The 20,852-nt window shown below is 70.5% G+C and carries 18 protein-coding genes; 2 read left to right on the forward strand and 16 right to left on the reverse strand.

Features of this window, described 5'->3' with window-relative positions; translation table 11 throughout:
* The 14 genes from LAO51_06540 to LAO51_06605 all read right to left on the reverse strand — a co-directional run.
* Window positions 1–611: cell division protein FtsZ (locus LAO51_06540; GenBank protein ID MBZ5638403.1), on the reverse strand; the 611-nt coding region annotated here is incomplete at its 3' end.
* Window positions 612–671: 60 nt separating this feature from the next.
* Window positions 672–1,916 (reverse strand): cell division protein FtsA, encoded by a 1,245-nt coding sequence (gene ftsA, locus LAO51_06545; GenBank protein ID MBZ5638404.1) that lies wholly within the window; start codon window positions 1,914–1,916, stop codon window positions 672–674.
* A 2-nt stretch (window positions 1,917–1,918) separates the two neighbouring features.
* Window positions 1,919–2,770, reverse strand: a complete 852-nt coding sequence (locus tag LAO51_06550) for an FtsQ-type POTRA domain-containing protein (GenBank protein ID MBZ5638405.1) — start codon at window positions 2,768–2,770, stop codon at window positions 1,919–1,921.
* A complete protein-coding gene (gene murC / locus LAO51_06555; GenBank protein MBZ5638406.1) occupies window positions 2,767–4,161 on the reverse strand; it encodes a UDP-N-acetylmuramate--L-alanine ligase in 1,395 nt (464 codons plus the stop codon). Before murC ends, LAO51_06550 begins: the two co-directional genes overlap by 4 nt.
* Window positions 4,151–5,296, reverse strand: a complete 1,146-nt coding sequence (murG, locus tag LAO51_06560) for an undecaprenyldiphospho-muramoylpentapeptide beta-N-acetylglucosaminyltransferase (GenBank protein ID MBZ5638407.1) — start codon at window positions 5,294–5,296, stop codon at window positions 4,151–4,153. The genes murC and murG overlap by 11 nt, the downstream gene beginning before the upstream one ends.
* 5 nt (window positions 5,297–5,301) lie before the next feature.
* Window positions 5,302–6,393 carry a putative lipid II flippase FtsW gene (ftsW, locus tag LAO51_06565; GenBank protein MBZ5638408.1) on the reverse strand — a complete coding sequence of 364 codons (1,092 nt, stop codon included), beginning with the start codon at window positions 6,391–6,393 and terminating at the stop codon, window positions 5,302–5,304.
* Window positions 6,386–7,801, reverse strand: a complete 1,416-nt coding sequence (gene murD / locus LAO51_06570; GenBank protein MBZ5638409.1) for a UDP-N-acetylmuramoyl-L-alanine--D-glutamate ligase — start codon at window positions 7,799–7,801, stop codon at window positions 6,386–6,388. The genes ftsW and murD overlap by 8 nt, the downstream gene beginning before the upstream one ends.
* Window positions 7,798–8,883: a phospho-N-acetylmuramoyl-pentapeptide-transferase gene (gene mraY / locus LAO51_06575; protein ID MBZ5638410.1), complete on the reverse strand. Its 1,086-nt coding sequence runs from the start codon at window positions 8,881–8,883 to the stop codon at window positions 7,798–7,800. Before mraY ends, murD begins: the two co-directional genes overlap by 4 nt.
* A complete protein-coding gene (gene murF, locus LAO51_06580) occupies window positions 8,883–10,277 on the reverse strand; it encodes a UDP-N-acetylmuramoyl-tripeptide--D-alanyl-D-alanine ligase (GenBank protein ID MBZ5638411.1) in 1,395 nt (464 codons plus the stop codon). Before murF ends, mraY begins: the two co-directional genes overlap by 1 nt.
* The gene (locus LAO51_06585; protein ID MBZ5638412.1) at window positions 10,264–11,781 is read right to left on the reverse strand and encodes a UDP-N-acetylmuramoyl-L-alanyl-D-glutamate--2,6-diaminopimelate ligase; all 1,518 of its coding nucleotides are present in this window, start codon (window positions 11,779–11,781) and stop codon (window positions 10,264–10,266) included. The genes murF and LAO51_06585 overlap by 14 nt, the downstream gene beginning before the upstream one ends.
* Window positions 11,778–13,859, reverse strand: coding sequence for a transpeptidase family protein (locus LAO51_06590; GenBank protein ID MBZ5638413.1), 2,082 nt, complete (start codon window positions 13,857–13,859; stop codon window positions 11,778–11,780). The genes LAO51_06585 and LAO51_06590 overlap by 4 nt, the downstream gene beginning before the upstream one ends.
* A 36-nt stretch (window positions 13,860–13,895) precedes the next feature.
* A complete protein-coding gene (locus LAO51_06595) occupies window positions 13,896–14,297 on the reverse strand; it encodes a cell division protein FtsL (GenBank protein ID MBZ5638414.1) in 402 nt (133 codons plus the stop codon).
* On the reverse strand, window positions 14,297–15,271 hold the full coding sequence (rsmH, locus tag LAO51_06600; GenBank protein ID MBZ5638415.1) for a 16S rRNA (cytosine(1402)-N(4))-methyltransferase RsmH: 975 nt from the start codon (window positions 15,269–15,271) through the stop codon (window positions 14,297–14,299). Before rsmH ends, LAO51_06595 begins: the two co-directional genes overlap by 1 nt.
* 21 nt (window positions 15,272–15,292) lie before the next feature.
* Window positions 15,293–15,733 carry a division/cell wall cluster transcriptional repressor MraZ gene (locus tag LAO51_06605; GenBank protein ID MBZ5638416.1) on the reverse strand — a complete coding sequence of 147 codons (441 nt, stop codon included), beginning with the start codon at window positions 15,731–15,733 and terminating at the stop codon, window positions 15,293–15,295.
* Between the two features lie 290 nt (window positions 15,734–16,023).
* Here LAO51_06605 and LAO51_06610 point away from each other — a divergent pair, with 290 nt between their 5' ends.
* Together LAO51_06610 and LAO51_06615 are read left to right on the forward strand one after the other, a co-directional pair.
* Window positions 16,024–17,184 (forward strand): aminotransferase class I/II-fold pyridoxal phosphate-dependent enzyme, encoded by a 1,161-nt coding sequence (locus LAO51_06610; GenBank protein MBZ5638417.1) that lies wholly within the window; start codon window positions 16,024–16,026, stop codon window positions 17,182–17,184.
* A 92-nt stretch (window positions 17,185–17,276) separates the two neighbouring features.
* Complete coding sequence (locus LAO51_06615) at window positions 17,277–18,890, forward strand: tetratricopeptide repeat protein (GenBank protein MBZ5638418.1); 1,614 nt, start codon at window positions 17,277–17,279, stop codon at window positions 18,888–18,890.
* 49 nt (window positions 18,891–18,939) lie between these two features.
* Here LAO51_06615 and LAO51_06620 read toward each other — a convergent pair whose 3' ends face one another.
* Entirely contained in the window at window positions 18,940–19,608 is a 669-nt protein-coding gene (locus LAO51_06620; protein MBZ5638419.1) for a hypothetical protein, read from the reverse strand.
* Window positions 19,601–20,791 carry a helix-turn-helix transcriptional regulator gene (locus tag LAO51_06625; GenBank protein MBZ5638420.1) on the reverse strand — a complete coding sequence of 397 codons (1,191 nt, stop codon included), beginning with the start codon at window positions 20,789–20,791 and terminating at the stop codon, window positions 19,601–19,603. Before LAO51_06625 ends, LAO51_06620 begins: the two co-directional genes overlap by 8 nt.
* Between the last annotated feature and the right edge of the window lie 61 nt (window positions 20,792–20,852).

Genomic DNA, 20,852 nt, shown 5'->3' on the forward strand with positions numbered 1-20,852 from the left:
GCCTGCCGGAGGATATCGTCCGCCATGAGAAAGGCCTCGGCAAGCGGGGTCCCCTTTTCGACGGTGTGGAGGAGCTTGTCGTTCGGGATGGTGATCACCGTGTCGACGACCTGCCGGAGCGCGGCGAGACCCTCCTCGGCCTGCGACTTACGCCGCCTCCCCTCGAAGTCGAACGGCTTGGTCACCACGGCGACCACGAGGGCGCCCAGCTCCCGCGCCAGGTTCGCGATGATCGGCGAGGCTCCGGTGCCGGTGCCGCCGCCGAGTCCAGCGGTCACGAAGACCATGTCCGCCCCGCTCAGGTGCTCGAGCAGCTTGTCGGTGTCCTCGAGAGCGGCGCTGCGGCCCACCTCCGGGTTCGAGCCGGCCCCGAGCCCCTTGGTCAGCTTCGACCCGAGCTGGAGCTTGACCGACGCCCGGTTCGTCCGGAGCGCTTGACAGTCGGTGTTCGCCGTCAGGAACTCGACCCCGGCGACGCTCGTGGCGATCATGCGGTTGACCGCGTTCCCGCCGCCGCCGCCGATGCCGATCACCTTGATGTTCGCCGGCGTCGCCTGGGCGTCGTCGAACGCGAGCTGGAGCGGCCGGTTCCGCCGCGTGTCATCGTCCATCGTGATCATCGTCTTATCTCTCCCCCGTTATGAATCGTGCGTTGCGCGCCCCCCGGCCATTCACAAGAACATCTCCCGCACCCAGGCCCTCACGCGGCCCCTGACCTTTCCCAGCAGCCCGCCGGTCGCCGGCAGGGGGAATCGCTGTCGCGCTGCGCGGTGCCGCGCCCCGTAGAGCGCCAGCCCGATCGCCGTGCCGTGCTGCGGTCCGCAGGCGGGCTCGGTGAGCCCCGCGACGCCGCCCGCCTGCCCGCGGCGCACCGGCAGGTCGAACATCTGCTCGGCGACCTCGGTCATCCCCGAGAGCAGGCTCCCTCCTCCGGCGAGAACGAGGCCGGCGTTCAGCTGCCGCTCGAACCCCGCCCGGCCGATCTCCTCGCGGATCAGGGCGAAGATCTCCTCGGCTCGCGGTTGGAGGATCGCGGCCATGACCTGGCGCTGAAGGAGCCGCGGCTTGCGCTCGCCGATGGACGCGACCTCGATGGCGTCGTTGTCCTCGACCATCGTCGCCATCGCGCAGCCGTGCTTGATCTTGAGGCGCTCCGCGTCGGGGATCGGCGTGCGTAGGCCCACCGCCAGATCGTTGGTGAAGTGGCTCCCGCCGACGGGCAGCACGGAGGTGTGCCAGATCGATCCTCGCTCGAACAGCGCCAGATCGGTGGTCCCGCCGCCGACGTCGATCAGCGCGACGCCCAGCTCCTTCTCGTCCTGGCTCAGCATCGACTCGGCGGCCGCCAGCGACTCCAGAACCGTGTCCCGTACCTCGACCCCGGCCCGGTTGACGCAGGTGACCAGGTTTTGGATCGACGTGGTCGAGCCGGTCACGACGTGAACGTTCGCCTCGAGCCTCGAGCCGGTGAGCCCCACCGGGGAGGCGATCCCGCCCTGGTTGTCCAGCACGAACTCCTGCGGAAGCACGTGCAGGATCTCGCGGTCCTGAGGGATGCTCACCGCCCTCGCGGCGTCGAGCACCCGCTTCATGTCCTCCTTGGAGACCGTTCGGTCCTTCCCGGACACCGCGACCACGCCACGGCTGTTGAAGCTGCGAATGTGGGCGCCGGCGATCCCGACGGTGGCGGACTCGACGTTGACCCCGGCCATGACCTCCGCCTGCTCCACGGCCGCCTTGATCGCCTCCACGGTGGTGTCCAGGTGGACGACGACCCCCTTGCGCAGCCCGCGGGAGGGGGCCTCGCCGACGCCGACCACCTCGATCGCGCCTTGCTCCTTGATCTCGCCGACGACGCACGAGATCCGGGTCGTCCCGATGTCGAGCCCCACGACGTACCGCTCGTTCCTGGCCATGGCTAATGGGCCTCCGCCTCGGAAAGCGCTGCGGCCGGAAGAACGGAGATCCGGCGGCTCCAGCGAAGGTCGACGACCGTCGCCGGTCCCAGCCGCCTCTCGATCTCCGGTCGCAAGGCGAGGAAATCGTTCAGGTTCCGTTCGACGCGATCCGAGTCGAGGAGGATCCGTGGACCCGCCTTCCGGGTGACCACCTCGATCCGGTCCGGCCGGGAGAGGTCGAGCTCCGACACCTCCCGCTCCCACGACGGGCTCGCGCTCCGGAGCCGCGCGATCGCCCTCGCGCCGACGGCGAGGGCGTTGGCGAGCGCGGATCCGTCCAGCCGGTCGAGCCCCGTGAGCACCGGCTGGTCCAGCGAGAAGCCGGGTCCGGCCGGCCCCATGACGAATCCGCCGTCGTCCACCACGTGGACGAGGCCGCGGATCACCGCGAGCGCCGCCGGCGCGCGCTCCACCACCGAGACACGAAGGGTATGGGGGACGATGCGCTTCACCGCCGCCAGGCGGATCCAAGGGTGGGACGCGGCCCTCGCCGCGACCTCACCGAGGTCCAGCGCGAGGAGGTTCCGGCCGACGAACGGGGAGAGCAGCGCCCGGATCGCATCGGGGGAGGTCCGGGAGGCGCCGTCGACCTCGACGTGGGTCACGGCGAGCCCCGGCGTCGTGGTGAGATGGTCCGCCGCCTGCCATCCCGAGTACACGAGGACCGCCGCGAATAGGAGATTCGCACCGACGATCCCGGTCCAGTGGAGGAGCGTCCGGGTCCGCCGCGTCTTGCGGACCTCGCGGTTCGCGCGCCGCCGCCAGTAGCGGCGGTCGGGCTCCGCCGTGGGGCCGCCTCGTTCCAGTATCATCGCGTCCTCCGTCGCCGCCTTGGCCCCGACTCGAGCTTGATCAGCTCCTCCCCGGTCCTCCGGACGTTGCCTGCACCCAGCGTGAGCACGAGGTCCCCCTCGCGCACGACGCCCTTGAGGAGCGCCGGGATCTTCCTAAGGTCCGGCTCGAAGGTCACCGACGGGTGTCCGTGGCGAACGAGCGCGTCCGCCACCGACGCGCCGTTGACACCGGGGATCGGCGTTTCGCCGGCCGGGTAGATCTCCGTCACGATCACGCGGTCCGCGAGGAAGAACGCGCGGCCGAACTCCTCGAGCAGGGCTCGTGTCCGCGTGAATCGGTGCGGCTGGAAGACCACGATCGTACGTACCCCGAACCCCTCACGCGCCGCGGCGAGCGTCGCGGCGATCTCGGTGGGATGGTGCCCGTAGTCGTCCACGACCATGGCGCCGAACGCCGTTCCCAGGAGCTCGAAGCGGCGGTCGACACCCCTGAATCGCGCGAGCGCCCGCGCCGCCGACGCGAAGGGGACGTCGAGCTCGAGCCCGACCGCGATCGCGGCCAGCGCGTTGTAGACCGAGTGGCGCCCGGGGACCCGAAGCCTCACCTCGCCCAGACGCACTCCGCGTCGCGAGGCGGTGAACGTCGAGCCGAAGCCGGCGACGGTCACGTCCGCGGCGGAGACTTCCGCATCGCTGGAGAGCCCGTAGGTGATCAGCCGGCGGTCGACGCGGGGGAGGATGGAGCGCACGTTCGGATCGTCGAGGTAGGCCACCACGGCGCCGTAGAAAGGGACGCGGGAGACGAACTGCAGGAACGCGTCCTGGATCGCCAACAGGTCGGCGTAGTGGTCGAGGTGCTCCCGGTCGACGTTGGTCACGACGGCGATGGTGGGCTTCATCTTGAGGAACGAGCCGTCCGACTCGTCCGCCTCGGCGACCATCATCTCGCCTTTGCCGAGCTTGGCCCCGGACCTGAGCGCGGCGATGCGGCCGCCGATCACCACGGTGGGATCCAGGCCGCCGTTCCCCAGGACGTCGGCGATCATCGCGGTCGTGGTGGTCTTCCCATGGGAGCCCGCCACCGCGACCCCGTACTTCATCCGCATGAGCTCCGCGAGCATCTCCGCACGCGGGATCACCGGGATCCTGCGCCGGCGTGCCTCGACCACCTCCGGGTTGTCCGGACGGACCGCGGACGAGATCACGAGCACGTCCGCGTCCTGGACGTACGACGCGCGGTGGCCGCGGTGCACCGTGGCTCCGAGCTTCGCGAGGCGCCGCGTCGCTGGACTCGTCACGAGGTCCGAGCCGGACACGGGGTACCCCATGTTCACCAGGACCTCGGCGATGCCGCTCATACCGGCCCCGCCGACGCCGACGAAATGGAGACGCCTCGCCTTACGGAACATCGGGCGCCTCCTCCCCGGCGGAAGGTCCCCCGGCCCCGGGTGCGCCCCCTTCGAGCAGCGCGTCGGCGACGTCGGCGATCCGCTCCGCCGCGTCCGGCCGCGCGAGCTTTCTCGCCGCCTCGCCCATCGCCCGCCGCCGGGCCGGATCCGCCGCGAGGGCCGCGACGGTGGCGGCGAGGCGGCTCCCGTCGAGATCCCGGTCCAGCACGACCACCGCGGCGCCGGCATCCTCCACGGCCTCGGCGTTGAGCCGCTGGTGATCGTCGGCTGCGAACGGGTAGGGGACGAGGACCGCCGGGCGGCCGGCGGCGGCCAACTCCGCGAGGGTCGTCGCCCCGGCGCGGCAGACGGCGAGGTCCGCCCCGGCGAGACGCGCGGCCATGTCGTCGAGGAACGCCCTCACCTCGTGGGAACCGGGGTAGTCCCGGTAGGCCGCCGCGACCGAGGCCTCGTCCTCGTCGCCGGTCTGGTGGACGATCCGCGGCGGCGGGGAGATCCGTCCGAGCGAGGGGATCGCCCCGACGGCCGCGCGGTTGATGGATCGCGCGCCCCGGCTCCCGCCGAAGACGAGGAGCGAGAGCGCTTCGCCCGACGGGGGCGGTCCGATCGATGTGAATTCGCGGCGGACCGGATTTCCGGTGACGATCCCGCGGCCGCCGAGCCTCGAGCGCGCGGCGTCGGAGGGGACGCAGACGGCGTCCACCCGCGGCGCGAGCCAGCGGTTGACCGCCCCCGGGAAGTGGTTCTGCTCCATCACCATCGCTCTCACGCGGAGGAGCCGCGCGGCCAGAACCGCGGGCCCCGACGCGTACCCTCCCACTCCGATCACCAGGTCCGGCCTCCAGGCGACCATCCACGCCAAGCACCGGATCGTTCCCACCGCCGCGGCCGCCGCGGCCGCCACGCGCCCCGGGAGGCTCGCGCCCTTGAGCCCCGCGAGCGGCATCGTCCGTAGCCGGAACCCGGCGGCGGGCACGAGCCTCGTCTCGAGGCCCCGCTTCCCTCCGATGAACGCGATGATCGCGTCCGGGTGCCGCCGCCTCAGCTCGTCCGCCACCGCGAGCGCGGGGAACAGGTGCCCGCCGGTCCCTCCGCCCGCGACGACGATCCTCCTCCCGCCCTCCTTCACCCGCATCCCGATCAGCTCGAGTGCTGGGAGACGTTCAGCACGAGTCCGGCCGCGGCCATGCTCGCGACGAGGGACGATCCCCCGTAGCTGATGAACGGGCACGGCAGCCCTTTCGTCGGGAACAGTCCGAGGCAAACCGCCATGTGGATCAGCGCCTGGATCGTCAGGAGGCTCGTCGCCCCCAGGGCCAGGTAGAACCCGAATCGGTCCGGCGCCCGTACCGCCGCCCGCATTCCGCGCCAGAAAAGCACAGAGAATCCGACCAGCAGGAGCGACGTCCCGACGAGGCCCAGCTCCTCGCCGACCACGCTGAAGATGAAATCCGTGTGCGCCGCCGGCAGATAGAACGCCTTCTGCTGGCCTTGGCCGAGGCCGGCGCCGAGGGTCCCGCCGTTGCCCAGCGCGATGAGCGACTGCCAGAGCTGGAAGCCGGAGCCCTGGAGGTTCGCCTCGGGGTGGAGAAACGTCTTGATGCGCTCGACCCGGTACGGCTCCGCCACGACCGCGACCGCCATCCCCACGGTCCCGGCCCCGGCGACAGCGCCGATGTAGGACCAGCGCAGGCCGGCGACGAACAGCATCACGCCCATGAGGGCGGCGACCATCAGCGCGGAGCCCAAGTCGGGCTCGACGGCGATCAGCGCCGCCATCGCCCCGGTGATCGCCACGCACGGCCCGAGGACCTTGGGGAGGTCGTTGACCTGTCCTTCCTTGCGGGAGAGCAGGTAGGCCATGAACACGATGATGACCAGCTTGGCGATCTCGGACGGCTGCACGCTGGCGATCCCCAGGGGGAACCAGCGGCGGGCCCCTCCGGCGGCCGGCATGGCGAGAACCGCGATCAGCGCGGCCAGGGTCATCGCGACCAGGCCGAGCACGATCCGCCGGTCGTCGAGCTTGCGGTACGACAGGCGCATCGTCCCGAACAGGGCGAGCACCCCCAGCACCACGTAGATCGAGTGCCGCAGCAGGTAATGGTACGGGCTCTGGCCGAGGCTCATCGCCAGGTAGTGGGAGGCGCTCCCCACCATGAGAAGCCCCCAGAACACCAAGAGACCCGTGGTGAGGAGGAACCATCGGTCCGGCGCCGTGCGCTTAGGCATACCGGCCTCCTCCGGGGAGAAGCCCTTCCACGGAACGGCGGAAATCGTCCCCGCGCTCCTCGAAGTTCCGGTACTGGTCGAACGAGGCGCACCCCGGCGCCAGGAGGACCACGTCCCCCGGCCGCGCACGCTCGTAGGCGGCGCGCACCGCCGTCATGACGGTGCGGCAGTCCACCAGAGGGACCGTGCCCGCGAGGCCCGCGCGGATCGCCCGCGCCGCCTGCCCGACCAGGAGAACGCAGCGGGCGCGCTCGCGGACGGCGGGCGCCAAGGCGGGCCAGTCGCCGCCCTTGTCCTTGCCGCCCAGGATCAACAGCACGGTCCCCGCCGGGAACGCCAGGAGCGCCCGTCCCGCCGCGTCGAGGTTGGTCGCCTTGGAGTCGTCGTAGAACTGCACGCCGTCCAGGGTGCCGACGTGCTGGAGGCGGTGCGGGAGCGCGACGAACGCGCGGAGCGCCCGGGCGATCGCCTCCGGCCGGCATCCTTCGAGACCGCACGCGAGCGCCGCGGCGAGGGCATTGGCCGTGTTGTGCTCGCCTGGCACGCGCAGCGCGGACGCCGGGAGGATCTCCTGCTCCCGCCCCTCCAGCCGGAGGACCAGCGTCCCGTGCCGCAGGAACGCGCCGTCCGCGAGATCCTCCCGCGTCGTGAAACGGAGGAGCCGACCTCGCACCGACGGCAGGAGCCGGACCGTCTCCGGGTCGTCCCCGTTCAGGACGGCGCATCCCGCGGCGTTCTGAGCCTCGAGAAGGCGGGCCTTCGCTGCCACGTAGGCGTCGTAGCTCGGGTAGCGGTCGAGGTGGTCCGGGCTGAGATTGAGCACCACCGCGACATCGGGGCGGAAGGCGTCGATCGTCTCGAGCTGGAACGACGACAGCTCGAGGGCATGGACCGCTTGCGGGGAGTCGAGGGAGAGCAGATCCGCGAACGGCGTTCCCAGATTCCCGCCAGTCCCGCCGGGAATCCCGGACTGCCGGAGGATGGCTCCGATCATCGAGGTCGTCGTGCTCTTCCCGTTGGAGCCGGTGACGGCCACGATCCGCCCGCGGCAGAACCGGTAGGCGAGCTCCACCTCTCCCCAGACCGGGACACCCGCCTCGCGGGCCGCGGCGAGGAGAGGATCGCCCGTGGGGACGCCGGGGCTGACCACGATCAGGTCCGCGTCGCGAGCGAGAGCGGGGGGGTGCCCTCCGGCGACGACGGCCGCTCCGAGGGCGATCGCTCCCGCGGCGGCCTGTCCGAGCTCCGCCTCCGTCCGCCGGTCGGCGGCGGTCACCTTCGCGCCCCTCGACGCGAGGATCCGCGTCGCGGCGAGACCGCTCCGGCCGAGACCGACCACGAGGGCGCGGAGCCCCGCGAGCCTCGGCTCCGTCCGCGAGAGGTTCGGCGCGGCCACGGCGGTGCTCACCTCAGCTTCAGCGTGGCCAGGGCCAGGAGGGCGAACATGATCGCGATGATCCAGAAGCGGATCACCACCTTCGATTCGCTCCAGCCCGCCAGCTCGAAATGGTGGTGCAGCGGCGACATCCGGAAAATCCGCACCCCGCGGAGCTTGAACGACGCCACCTGGAGGATGACCGACAGCGCCTCGACGACGAAGAGCCCGCCGGCGAGCACCAGGAGGAACTCTTGCTTGATCAGGAGCGCGGTGGTCCCGATCGCTCCGCCCAGGGCCATGGAACCCACGTCGCCCATGAAGACCTCGGCGGGGTGGCAGTTGAACCAGAGGAACCCCAGGCTCGCTCCCACCAGCGAGCCGCAAAACACCGTGAGCTCTCCGGTCCCCTTGACGTTGGGAATGCCGAGGTAGTCGGCGACGATGGCGTTGCCCGCCGCGTAGGCGAGCACGGTGAACGCCGAGGAGACCACGAGCACCGACCCGATCGCGAGCCCGTCGAGCCCGTCGGTGAGATTCACCGCGTTGGCGGAGCCTGCGAGCACCAAGACGGCGAACAACACGTAGCCCCACGACAGATCCGGCAGGATCAGCTTGAAGAACGGGAACGAGAGGCGGGTCGTGAAGGTCCCCCGCCACGCGAGCCAGAGGAGCAGCGCGCCGAGGAGGAGTCCGACCAGGACCTGCAGCGAGAACTTCCGGCGGGCGGTCAGCCCCAGGTTCCGCTTTCGCGCGACCTTCAGGTAGTCGTCGGCGAAGCCGATGCTGCCGAAGAGAAGCATCGAGGTCACCGCGATCCAGACGAATCCGTTCCGGAGGTCCGCCCAGAGGAGCGTGGGGAGCACCACGGCGGTGATGATCAGGAGCCCGCCCATCGTCGGGGTCCCGCGCTTCGTCCGGTGAGAGGTCGGTCCCTCGTCGCGGATCTCCTGCCCGATCTGGAACTGGCGCAGCCGGCGGATCAGTCCCGGCCCGAGCACGAACGAGAGAAGGAGCGCGGTGAGCACCGCCATGGCGCTCCTGAAGGTGATGTAGCGGAAGACGTTGAACGCTCCGAAGTGGCCGTGGAGCGGATAGAGGAGGTGGAAGAGCATCAGCGCGCCTCCCCCCGGATTCGCAGGATCGCCTCGACGACCTGCTCGAGGCGGACGCCCCGCGAACCCTTGACCACGACCAGGTCCCCCGGGGCAAGCCGGGGTGGCACCGAGCGGGCGGCGGCGGCCGCGTCCGGCTCGCCCCACGCCTCCGGGATCCGTGCGCGGCGGGCCGCTTCGACGGCCCCCTTCGACCGTGGGCCGACGCCGACGAGCAGGCGCACGCCGGCCTCGACCGCCCACTCGCCGGCCTCTCGGTGGAACGCGGCCTCGTCCGGCCCGAGCTCCAGCATGTCGCCCATCACGAGGATCTTCCGGCCCGCGACGGCGGTGCTCCGCATCGTTCCGATCACGGACTCGAGCGCCGCGGGGTTGCTGTTGTACGACTCGTCCACCAGGAACGCGCCGCCGGCGAGCCGGTGGACCTTCCCGCGTCCGGGCGCCGGCTCCATCTCGGACATCGCGGCCGACGCCTCGTCCAGATCCTGGCCGGCGGCCACGACGCCCGCCAGCGCAGCGAGCGCGTCGAGCGCGGCGTGGGCGCCGCCGAGGCGGAGGACGAGCGAGCGGCTCCGATCTCCGTGCCGGAAGGTGAGCGCGGCCCCCGGGACGAACCGGTCCTCGACCGCTTGGAGCGCGACGTCCGCGCCCGGATCGCGGCCGTACGTCAACCGCGCCCCGGCGTGCCGCGCGGCCTGGACGCGACACCTCTCGTCGTCGAGATTCACCACCGCCACCGACTCGGGCCGGAGAAGGGCGTACAGTTCTCCCTTCGCGGCGGCGATCCCGTCCACCGACTCGAAGAATTCGAGGTGCGCCGGGCGGACGTTGGTCACGAGGGCCACGTCGGGGTCGGCGATCCGGGTCAGCGCGGCAATTTCCCCCGGCGCGCTCATGCCCATCTCGATCACCGCCCATTCCGCATCTCCGGGGCACTCGAGCAGGCTCAGCGGGACTCCCAGGTGGTTATTGAGGTTCCCCCGCGTTCGGTAGACCCGCCGTGACGCGCCGAGCCCCGCCGCCAACAGGTCCTTGGTCGTGGTCTTCCCGGCGCTGCCGGTGACGGCGGCCACGCGAAGCCCGGGGCGCCGCCGGGCGGCGGCGCCGCAACGCGCCAGGGCAAGGACGGGATCGTCCACGCGGAGCAGCGCGGGGGGCGCGGGCTCGTCGGCCGGAGGCTCCTCCCGCACCACCGCCGCCACGGCGCCGGCCCTCGCGGCGGCGGGAAGGAACGCGTGCCCGTCCGCACGTGCTCCGCGCAGCGCGAAGAACACGGCTCCCGCCTTGAGCGTTCTCGTGTCGATGGAGTACGAGTCGGCCCGCGTCTCGGCGTTGCCGCGGACCAGGACCGCGCCGGCGGCGGCCGCGAGCTCTCCGAGCCTAAGCTCCGGCACGGAGGTCTCCCCCCCAGCCGCACGCCGCAAGTGCCTGACGGGCCACCTCGCGGTCGTCCAGGTGCACCACATGGTCGCCGAAGGTCTGCGTCGACTCGTGACCCTTCCCGGCGATCACCACCGCGTCCCCGGGACGCGCCGACGACACCGCCACCGCGACCGCCTCGGGCCGGCTCGGAATCGTGCGGCACCGCGCCGCGCCGCCCGCTACCGACGAGACTCCCGCCTCGACTTCCCGGAGGATCGCCAACGGATCCTCGCTTCGAGGGTTGTCGGAGGTCAGGAAGACGAGGTCCGCGCGCTCGGCGGCCACGCGTCCCATCGCGGGGCGCTTTCCGCGGTCGCGCTCGCCGCCGCACCCGAACACGAGAAGCGTTCGCCCTTCGACGAGATTCCTCAGGGCGTCCATGAGGCTCTCGAGAGCCTGCTCCGTGTGGGCGAAGTCGACGATCACGGTGAACGGCTGCCCTGCGTTCACGCGCTCCATTCGGCCGGGGATGCTCTCGAGCGCGCGGATCCCATCTCCGATCGCGGCGGACGGAAGACCTGCGGCGAGGGCACACGCCGCGGCCGCCGCGACGTTGTCCAAGTTGAAGCGTCCGAGGAGCTTCGTCCGGACAGGGAGGCGCGCGCCGCCGAACTCGAGCACCGCCTCGGATCCTGCGAGGACGCAAGACTCGTCGCGGAGCCGGACCGTGGACTTCTCCGAGCGCCCGAACGTGCTCACGGCCGCACAGGTCCGCGCGGCGAGCACTGCGCCGCGTGGGTCGTCGGCGGGGAGCACGGCCGCCTGGTCAGGGGCGAGGCCCTCGAACAACCTGGCCTTCGCCTCGAAGTAGGCCTCCCTGTCGCCGTGGAAGTCCAGGTGGTCCTGTCCCAGGTTCAGGAACGCGGCGACCGCGAACCGGGCTCCCTCGACCCGCCCGAGGGCCAGCGCGTGGGAGGACACCTCGAGTGCGACCAGGGCGACTCCCGCATCGCGCATCTCCGCCAGGAGCGCGAAGAGGTCGGGTGCCTCGGGGGTGGTGCGGGAAGCGGGGATCTCCGAGCCGCCGAACGCGAAGCCGACGGTACCGATCCTGCCGGGCTTCAGCCCCGCCGCCAATGCGATGGACTCCACGAGGTACGACACCGTGGTCTTGCCGTTGGTCCCGGTGATCCCGACGAGTGACAGCGCCTCGTCCGGCCGCCCGAACCAGTCGCGCGCCAGGAGCCCGGCCGCCCGCCTCGCGTCCTCGACGCGGACCCACGCGATCCCCTCGTCGAGCGCGCTGGGGCGTGGTGACGACGACACGATCGACGACGCGCCTCGCCCTACAGCGTCCGGTACGAAGACGACGCCGTCGATCCGGAAGCCGCGCAGCGCGAAAAACAGGTTTCCGGGAAGCACGCGGCGGGAGTCGAGGCTCACGCCGGTGATCGTGGGGTCGGCGGCGACGGGATCGATCGGCCGCACACCGGCCCGCCGGAGGAGGTCCGACAGCGGCCGCGGCGCGGCGCTCATCGTGTCCTCCTCCGCGCCGCGACGCGGGCCACGGCGGCGAGAGGCTTCCGGGGGTGAGCGGGCGAGACGGCCGCCGCCGGCACCGCCGATGGGTCCTCGGGCGCGCCGAGCCGGATCGCGCAGGCTCCGCCCCCGGGGAGTGGGGAGCCCGGCGCCGGAGTCTGATCCACGACCGCGCCGCTCCCCGCTACGCTCGCGCTGTAGCCCCTGTCGGTGAGCGCGACCACCGCTTCGCGGAGGCTCAGCCCCCGGAGGTCCGGCACTTGGCCGGGCCCCGTGACGACCGGCCCTTCCATCATGACCTCGCCGCCATCTCCCGAGGGGGCCGGCTTCCTGCGAGCGGCCCACGCGTCCGGCGCGGGGGCCGTCTCGCGGGCGGGAGGCAGCGGGTCCTCGTCCGGCGGGACGCGAAGGTACGCGAGGGCATCCGCCATGATCCGGCCGAAGGCCGGCGCGGCGACCTGTCCGCCGTAGTAGGCCCCGCCGCTCGGCGAGTCGAGCACGAGGACGCCCGCGAGGCGCGGCGAGTCCACCGGCCCGAATCCAGCGAACGACGCGACGAACTGGGAGTGGGAGTATCCCTGGCCGGGCACGACCTTCTGGGCGGTCCCGGTCTTGCCCGCGAGGCGATATCCCGGCACCGCCGCCTTCGTGCCGGTGCCGCGCGCGACGACCCCCTCGAGGATTCCGGTCATCGTGCGAGCCGTGCGCTCGGAGACCGCGCGCACGGGCTCGGGGGCGGGGGCGGGATCGAAGCGTCCGGATGCGTCGCGGGTGCCCAGGACGACGCGGGGAGGGACCCGGACACCGCCGTTCGCCACCGTGGCCATCGCCGATGCGACTTGCAGCGCGGTCACCGCGATTTCCTGGCCCATGGAAATCGAGGCGGGGGACAGCACGGACCAGCGCGAGAGCGGCGTGATCTGTCCCGACCGCTCGCCGGGGAGCTCGATCCCGGTGCGGCGACCGAACCCGAACTTCCGGATCGACTCGTCGAAGCGCTCACGAGGGATCGTCCTGCCGACCTTGATGATTCCCACGTTGCTGGATTTCTCGAGGATCTGCCGCACGGAGAGGACGCCGTAGGGATGGTGGTCGCGGATCCTGAACCCCGCGATGGAGATGCTCCCGTTCTGGCAGTCGAAGAGCTGCTCCGGAGCGACCGTCCCGAGCTCCAGCGCCGTGGCCGCGGTGATGACCTTGAACGTCGAACCGGGTTCGTACTGGTCGACCACCGCGCGGTTGCGGCGTCCTTCGGGGGTCGCTTCGCCGTAGCGGTTGGCGTCTGCGGTGGGGCGGTTCGCCATCGCGAGCACCTGCCCCGTCGCGGGATCCAAGAGAATCGCGGCGGCTGCGCGCGAGCCGCTCTCGACCCATGCGCGCTCGAGCTCCCGCTCGACCACGTGCTGGAGGTCGAGATCCAGGGTGAGCACCACGTCGCGCGGTGGCTTCGACGCGGGCTGAACGAGCTGGAGCACCGTCCCGCCGCGGCCATCCCGCACGGCGAGGTAGTGGGAAGAATCCCCCTGAAGGTCGTCGTCGAACCGCCGCTCGATCCCCTCGACCCCGTGCTGGTCGATGTTGGCGTTGCCCACCGCGTGCACGGCGAGCTGGCCCTGCGGGTAGAACCGCTTCCCCTCGGTCTCGAACCCGAACGGCTGCCCTTTCCCGAGCGGCAGGCCGAGCGACTGCACCGCCCTGGCCATACTCGGGTCCATGCGGCGCCTGAGCCAGACGAACGGCTGGTCCGACCGGAGGCGCTCGAGGATGCGCGCCTCGGGAACGTCGATGGCTCCCGCGAGGAGCCGGGCGGCTCGGGCCGGGTCCGGGACGCGCGAGGGATGCGCGAACAGCGACGAGGTCGCCACGCTCACCGCGATCTCTCGGCCGGCGCGATCCAGCACCGCCCCGCGCTCACCGCCGATCTCCACGGTCTGCTCGTGCTGGCGCCGCGCCTGCGCCTTCATCTCGTCGGAGCGGACCACCTGCAGCTCGACGAGGCGCGAGGCGATGGCGAGAGCGAGAATCCCCACGGCCACGGCGAACGATGCAACGCGGAATCGGGCCAAAGGCTCCATCGAGACTCTCGATCCGCCGCGCGCGCCGAACGCCGCTCAGCGCGCGGCCGGGAATTCGCCTGGGGCGCGGGGCGCCGCGCTCCCACGGCCAGGGGCCGACGACCGGACGACCACGATCTGATGAGGCGTGGGATGCACGAGCCCGAGCTCGTCCAGCGCACGCCCCTCGACACGGGGAAGCGCCTCGAGGGTCGCCCTCTCGATCCTGAGGCGACGCTCCGTCTCCTCAAGGCGTTCGCGCCGTCCTCGCAGCTCCTCGATCCGGTAACGCGTCTCGACGAACTGCATCTGCTGGATCAGGTACGCCGCGACGGGGGTCGCGGCCGCCGCGACGCCGAGGAGCAGCAGCATCACCCATCGCAACCGTCGCGGGTCGCGCTCGCGGACCACCATGACGTTCCGCCAGTGTCGGCGTTCGGCCTGTGCCGAAGTCGGCATCAGAGCCTCTCCGCGGCGCGGAGCCGCGCGCTGCGCGAGCGGGGATTCGACTCGATCTCCTCGGGCGACGGGGTGACGGGGCGCGTGGTGAGGATCCGCACCAGGTTCTCCCGGCCGCAGCCGCATACCGGCATACCGGGGGGACAGATGCACCGCTCCGCCATGGCGCGAAACGCGGTCTTGATCGCCCGGTCCTCGAGCGAATGGAACGAGATGATCGCGAGACGCCCACCGCGTCTCAGGAGCGAGACGGCATCGCCCGCGAGCTTCTCGAGCCCCTCGACCTCCCGGTTCACGGCGATCCGAAGCGCCTGGAATGTCCGGGTCGCCGGATGGATCCGGTAGCGCCGCGCGGCGCCGCCGGCGGCGCGCTCCACCACCTCGGAGAGCTGGCGCGTTCTGAGGAAAGGCCGCCGCGACCGCTCGCGGACGACCGCGCGGGCAATCGGCCCCGCGAACCTCTCCTCACCGAAGGTCTTCAAGATCTCCTTGATCTCTCCCTCGGTGAGCGAGGCCAAGAGGTCGGCGGCCGAAGGGCCCGAGGACGGGTCCATCCGCATATCCAGGGGCCCGTCGACCCTGAACGAGAAGCCGCGGCGCGGGTCATCGAGCTGGAGCGATGAGATGCCGAGGTCGGCGAGGATAGCTTCCACGGCGTAGACCCCCGCACCATGCAGCAGCGCGACGAGATCCCGATAGTCCCCTCGGAGCGCGGCGAACCGGTCGCCGAACCTGCGGAGCCGCGCGCTGGCGTGAACGATCGCCTCGGGATCCCTGTCGATGCCGAGGACCCGTCCCTCGGGCCCGACGGCCTCGATCAGGCGCTCCGCGTGACCTCCCGACCCGAGGGTGAGGTCCACTACCGTCGCACCGCGGGGGGGGGCGAGTAGGGAAAGCGTCTCAGCGACGAGCACGGGACGGTGCGGCACCTGCAACGGTCCCACGTTCTCCCCGAGGCGCGCGCTCGACAGCATGGGTCAGACCCCGCCCCCCGCTCAAATCCCCAAGCCCGCGAGCGTCGCGAGGTCGGTGTCCGTGAGCGGGTCGCCCGCAAGCCGCTCCTCGAACGAGGAGCGGTTCCAGACCTCGAGGAAATCCTGCTGCCCCAACACGGCGACCTCGCCGTGTATGCCCGCCCTCTCGCGCAGGAGCGGGTGGATCAGGAGTCGTCCCTGGCCGTCCATGACCGCGCATTGCCCAAAGTAGTTCACGGAATTCTTGAAACGGGTCACCGCGGGCTCGAGCGACGAAACCCGCGAGAGCTTCTCCTCGATCCGCGACCAGACCTCCATCGGGTAGATGCGGACGTTCTCGCCGCGGAGGCTCGTCACGAAGAACTCGACCCCGTACTTCGGCTCGATCGCCGCGCGGAATTGCGCAGGCATTTTGAGCCGGCCCTTCTGGTCCACCTTTGCGATCGAGTTCCCGCGCAGCATCGCTCGACTCCATGAGGCGACGTGCTAGGCTTCGGGATGCGATTCCCTCGCTCCGTGGCCGACACGTCGGGACCTGCCTTGCCTCCTGGTCGTCTATTGAGAAGGGCGGAACAGAGGGTCCGAAGACCACTTTACTCCACTCTTGACCACCGCGAGATAGTAGGGCGGGAGCTCTTGGCTGTCAAGACGTTTCATTACTTGATGAGTTCACCCTTAAGCGAAACTAACACGATAAATGTAGCGTATCTATCCGCCTTTTGCGTATGTCGCTCTCGGCCAAGGAGGACCCCATGGATTTCAGGACCCGTTGCGCCCGCGGAACGGGCGTCGTCGACGATGTCGGACACCCGCTCGCGCCTCCGATCGTGACCGCCTCCACCTTCGCGTTCTCGAGCCAGCAGGAGGTCGAGTCGTATTACACGGGCGGGCGCGGGTGGTTGTACTCGAGGTACGGTAACCCCACGGTCAGGGCCGCGGAGCGCCTGCTGGCCGAGCTCGAGGGTGCTCAAGAGGCGGCGCTGTTCTCTTCAGGCATGGCGGCGACGTCGACCACCGTGCTGTCGCTCGTGCGCTCCGGCGAGCGCATCGCGGCGCAGCGGGAGCTCTACGGCGGAACGGCCGGACTGTTCCGCGACGTCCTCCCGAGGTTGGGGATCGAGACGACGTGGTTTGCGCTCGATGAGATCGCCGGCTTGACACCGGAGGGACTCGAGGGCTGCCGCCTGCTTTGGGTCGAGTCGCCGACGAATCCAGCGCTCAGGATCGTCGACCTCGATGCGGCCGCGCGGGCCGCCCACGCCGCGGGAGCGCTGGCGGTGGTGGACGGGACCTTCGCGACGCCCGCGCTCCAGCGGCCGCTCGCTCTGGGCTGCGATGTCGTGGTCCACAGCGGGACCAAGTACCTCGGCGGGCATGGCGACGTCACGGCGGGCGCAGTCGCCGGAAGTCGCGACCTCATGTCGGCGATCATGGCGACGCGCCGGTCCCTCGGCGGCACGCTGGACCCTTTCGCCGCGTTCCTGCTGCAGCGAGGGATGCGGACCCTCGCGGTTCGAATGGAATCCCACGAACGCGGAGCATCGGCGGTCGCGCGGGCGCTGTCCGGTCACCCCCGGGTTCGCCGGGTGCTCTGGCCGGGACTCGCGGATCACCCGGACCACGCACTGGCCGGGCGGCAGATGGCTGGCTTCGGGGGCATGGTCACGTTCGAGGTCGAGGGAGGCGCTGCCGGGGCGGAGCGGGTCCACGACCGCCTCCGGCTGTTCGCGAAGGCGGCGAGCCTCGGCGGCGTCGAGTCGCTGGTCTCGATCCCGGCGAGGATGTCGCACCGCGGGCTCCCCCCGGAGGAACTAGAGCGCGCCGGAGTGACTCCCGGCATGCTCCGGCTCTCCGTGGGGCTCGAGTCTCCCGAGGACCTCGTCGCCGACTTGCTCGAGGCCCTCGGAGGCTGACTCCCGCAGTAGCGACGCCCCGGAGCCCAGGTCCTTCGATCCGAGACACGACCGCTATGTCACCGAGACCGAGACAAGAGCTACTCGCCGGCTTGGCCATCGTCCTGGCAGCGTTCCTCGTCTATGCGGACTCCCTGGGCAATGGCTTCGTCGCGGACGATTACCGCGTGATCGTTCACAACCCGGCGCTCCGAGGGACTCCCCTCTCACTGTTCAGCGACTTCGATACCACCAGCAGCACGCAGCTCCTTCCATTCTACCGTCCGCTCACCTATCTCACGTTCCTGATCGAGGACCGGCTGAACGAGCTGACGCCCTTTCCCGTCCGGCTCGCGAATGTCGCTCTTCATGCGCTGAGCTCGCTCCTCGTCTACTATCTGGCGCGTTCGCTCCTTGAGGACCGGCTCGCGCGGTTGCTCGCCGGACTCCTGTTCGCGGTCCACCCGCTTCACGCGGAAGGCGTGGATTTCAATGCCGGCGGCCGGAACACGATGCTCTCCTGTTGTTTCGTCCTCTCGGCATTCCTGCTCCATCGCAGCAGCGTCATCAAGGGGGGGATCGTCGCAGCCTATGGTGGCGCGGTCCTCTATCTCGCCGGAGTGTTTTCAAAGGAGACCGGCCTGATGGTCCTGCCGTTCGTCGTGGGCCAGGAGATCGGCCCGTTCCGAACGAGCGGCACCCGCTTCGGACCACGAGCCTTCGCCAGGGTCGTTCCGTATGCCGTCGGAACGGTGGGCTACCTGGTCATGCGTTGGATGACGCTCTCCAGGCTCGGCATTCAGGCGACTCTGCTGCCTGGGATCACCGGGGAGGAGCTCCGGAGGTCCGAGATCATCCCCGGCCTAAGGGAGCGTCTCCTGAACGATCTCCACATCATTCCGAAGTACTTCCAGACGGTCGTCTGGCCCCTCCATCTGAGCCCGCGATACGACGTGCACGCGGCCCGTCGTCTCGTGACGCCGTCGATCGTCGCTGCATGGCTGTGCATCCTCCTCATCGCCGGGTGGCTTCTGTGGCGCGGCCGCAGCCGGGTCACGGCGTTCGGCGTCGCTTGGCTCGTCGCCTTCTGGCTTCCGGTGAGCGGGATCGTGTACATTTCCCGGATCACGATGGCCGATCGATTCCTGTACGTTCCCGCCATCGGCCTGTGGATCGTCGTCGCCGACCAGGCCGCACGCTTCCTTCCGTCCGGAGGCTCGCGGCGAAGATACGCCCTCACGGCCGTCGCCGTGGCATTGTGTCTGCTCGCGGCGCTCACCATGAGGCGGAATCTCGACTGGAAGAACGACGTCACGCTCTTCGGTCGCCTGGTGAGCCAGTACCCCGAGAATCCCCATGGCCATTACAGCCTCGGGAACGCGTATCTTGACGATCGCGGCGAGTACGATCTCGAGCTGGCCGAAAGGGAATACCTGACGGCGCTGGCGCTGGATCCCACCCTCCAATCGGCCTACGCTCCGCTCGGGTACATACGAATGGTCAAGCAGGATTACGCAGGGGCGCTTCGGTACTATTCTCGGGCGCTCCAGTACGATCCCATGAGCCGTTCGGCCCGAGTGAACCGGGGCCTGGCATACGAGAAGCTGGGCAGGGTGAAGGAGGCGCTTGCGGACTACGAATTCTACCTGACCCTACCTGGATACAACGACATCCGCGGATCGCGCGAGTTCGCCGAGGAGAGGATACGAAAACTCTCGCGCCCGTGAAGCGAAGTCGTCGACGCGAACGCTGGAACGCCGACTCCCGTGCCGCTCGCTACTTCTTCGGTCCGCTGTTCCCGCTCAGCGGGGTCCCGAACCCGGTACCGTTGGTGGACGGCGGCGAGCCGTTATTGTTAGTCATGCCGATCGGGTCGGTCCCGTCAGGAGCGTCGTAGATCCCGCGCACTTCGTTCATCTGCGCGGCCAGCGGCAAGACTCGCAGGGCGACCCTTCCCTCGATGGTGCGGTAGCCCACCACGAGGCGGTCTCCTGCGACCGTCAGCGCCGGCGCGAAGCCGCGCTCGCCCGGGGAGGTCACGGCCAGAGGTGCGGTCCAGGCGGCGCTTCCGCGCGGGAGCACCGAGAGGAGGATCTGGGAGGTCTGCTGCACGGCGAACGCGACGTACAGGTTCCCATCCGGGTCCGAGACCAGCGCGGGAGCGACTTGATCGAGTCCGTCGAGCCGCCCGAAGAATGTCGGCTCGCTCCAGGTCCCCGACGGGTCGCGGACCGACACGGCGACGTCGTACTCGCCGCGGGACTGGTAAGCCCAAGCCGCCCACACCGCGCCCGAGGTCGCGTCGGTGGTATAGGCCAAACGGCCGTCGAGGCCGGAATTGAACCGCGCGGGGACGTCGGCCGCCGACGGCCCGGCCGCCGAGGTGCCGATCGACGTGAGGAGCGATGCGAGGAAGAGGATCGGAAGCACGCGGCGTTCAAGCATCGTTGCGCCCCCTTTCCACGTACGCATCGAAGGTCCCGACCTCCGGGAAGCGCCTTTCGATGCAGGGCCGGAGGGCCTTCATCCGACCGAATGCGATCTTCTCCCGTGTGGAGTTCCCCTGCCCGCCCGCAATCCTCCATTCATAGAACGCATTGAGGAACAGGAGGTCGGGGTACTTCTGCTCGCCGGTGCCGGCGAGCGCGTCGGACTGTCTCAGGCAACCCTGGGCACGGTCGATGTCCCTCTGCCGAAAGTACGCCTCGCCGAGACAGCTGAGCGCGTACGCCTCCAGGTAGCGGTGCCCTCCGCAGCAGGCCTCGTCGAGGGCCGTCCGCAGCAGCCGGATCCCCTCGCGCGCCTTGCCGAGGTTCACGTACGCGAGGCCGATGCAAATCCTCACCCGAACGGCCTCGTACGCCTCGCCGCAGCGGGCGTACAACTCCGCCGCCTCGCGGTAGCGCTCGATCGCCTCGTTCTCCCGCTTCCGCTGCGCGAGGACGCCGGCGAGGACGTGGCGGGCCCGCGCGGCCGTGAGGTCGAGCGAGGCGCGCACGGCGATGTCGAAGGCGCGGTCGGCCTCCATCTCCGCGAGGAACAGATCCCCCTGATCGGAGTGCACGCTGGCGAGGTTCAGGAGCGCGCGGGCTTGCAGCGTGCCGCTCAGCCCCTCGGTGGCGCGGAGCGCGTGGCGGAGCTCCTGCTCCGCGAGCGACAGCTTCCCGAGGCGGGTCAGCGCCGCGGCGAGGTTGATTCGCGCCTGCGCCACGCGCTCTGCCCAGCCCTCGTCGCCCGGCTCGGACTCGAGGATCTCGAGGGCGCGCTCGAAGTGCGCGAAAGCTCGTCCCATCTCTCCCGCGTGCAGCGCCGCAGTCCCGGTCTCCATCATCTCCCGCGGATCGCCGGTCTCCGGCTTGAGATCCTCGTACTCCTCGAGGTCCACGACGTCCGAGAACGCCTGGATTGAGACGTTGAAAACGCTGGCGAGAACCCGGAGCTTGTCGAACGACGGGTAACAGATTCCCTTCTCGTACCGGCTCAGCTGGGAGTTGTCGATCTCCCCTCCCTCGGCGCGCGCCCATTCCTCCACGCGGCGGAGCGAGTAGCCGTAACCCGCGCGCAGCCTGCGGAGGTAATTCCCGAGCCGCACGCTACCCTTGAGGTTGGATTGAGCCTGCGCTTCCATAGGTTCGGTCCTCCTCCCGTCCGTCTCTTCCCGCGCGCCGCCGGCCCCGCCGCTTCTCCCG

The sequence above is a fragment of the Terriglobia bacterium genome (genome assembly GCA_020073205.1).
GTDB lineage: Bacteria > Acidobacteriota > Polarisedimenticolia > Polarisedimenticolales > JAIQFR01 > JAIQFR01.

What these genes read in the sequence shown, in the direction of transcription:
- LAO51_06610 (MBZ5638417.1), top strand. Translation starts at nt 16,024, where the DNA reads ATGGATTTCAGGACCCGTTGCGCCCGCGGAACGGGCGTCGTCGACGAT.
- ftsA (MBZ5638404.1), bottom strand. Translation starts at nt 1,916, where the DNA reads ATGGCCAGGAACGAGCGGTACGTCGTGGGGCTCGACATCGGGACGACC.
- LAO51_06620 (MBZ5638419.1), bottom strand. Translation starts at nt 19,608, where the DNA reads ATGCTTGAACGCCGCGTGCTTCCGATCCTCTTCCTCGCATCGCTCCTC.
- LAO51_06590 (MBZ5638413.1), bottom strand. Translation starts at nt 13,859, where the DNA reads ATGGAGCCTTTGGCCCGATTCCGCGTTGCATCGTTCGCCGTGGCCGTG.
- LAO51_06625 (MBZ5638420.1), bottom strand. Translation starts at nt 20,791, where the DNA reads ATGGAAGCGCAGGCTCAATCCAACCTCAAGGGTAGCGTGCGGCTCGGG.
- LAO51_06595 (MBZ5638414.1), bottom strand. Translation starts at nt 14,297, where the DNA reads ATGCCGACTTCGGCACAGGCCGAACGCCGACACTGGCGGAACGTCATG.
- mraY (MBZ5638410.1), bottom strand. Translation starts at nt 8,883, where the DNA reads ATGCTCTTCCACCTCCTCTATCCGCTCCACGGCCACTTCGGAGCGTTC.
- LAO51_06550 (MBZ5638405.1), bottom strand. Translation starts at nt 2,770, where the DNA reads ATGATACTGGAACGAGGCGGCCCCACGGCGGAGCCCGACCGCCGCTAC.
- murG (MBZ5638407.1), bottom strand. Translation starts at nt 5,296, where the DNA reads ATGCGGGTGAAGGAGGGCGGGAGGAGGATCGTCGTCGCGGGCGGAGGG.
- LAO51_06585 (MBZ5638412.1), bottom strand. Translation starts at nt 11,781, where the DNA reads ATGAGCGCCGCGCCGCGGCCGCTGTCGGACCTCCTCCGGCGGGCCGGT.
- rsmH (MBZ5638415.1), bottom strand. Translation starts at nt 15,271, where the DNA reads ATGCTGTCGAGCGCGCGCCTCGGGGAGAACGTGGGACCGTTGCAGGTG.
- murC (MBZ5638406.1), bottom strand. Translation starts at nt 4,161, where the DNA reads ATGTTCCGTAAGGCGAGGCGTCTCCATTTCGTCGGCGTCGGCGGGGCC.
- ftsW (MBZ5638408.1), bottom strand. Translation starts at nt 6,393, where the DNA reads ATGCCTAAGCGCACGGCGCCGGACCGATGGTTCCTCCTCACCACGGGT.
- LAO51_06605 (MBZ5638416.1), bottom strand. Translation starts at nt 15,733, where the DNA reads ATGCTGCGCGGGAACTCGATCGCAAAGGTGGACCAGAAGGGCCGGCTC.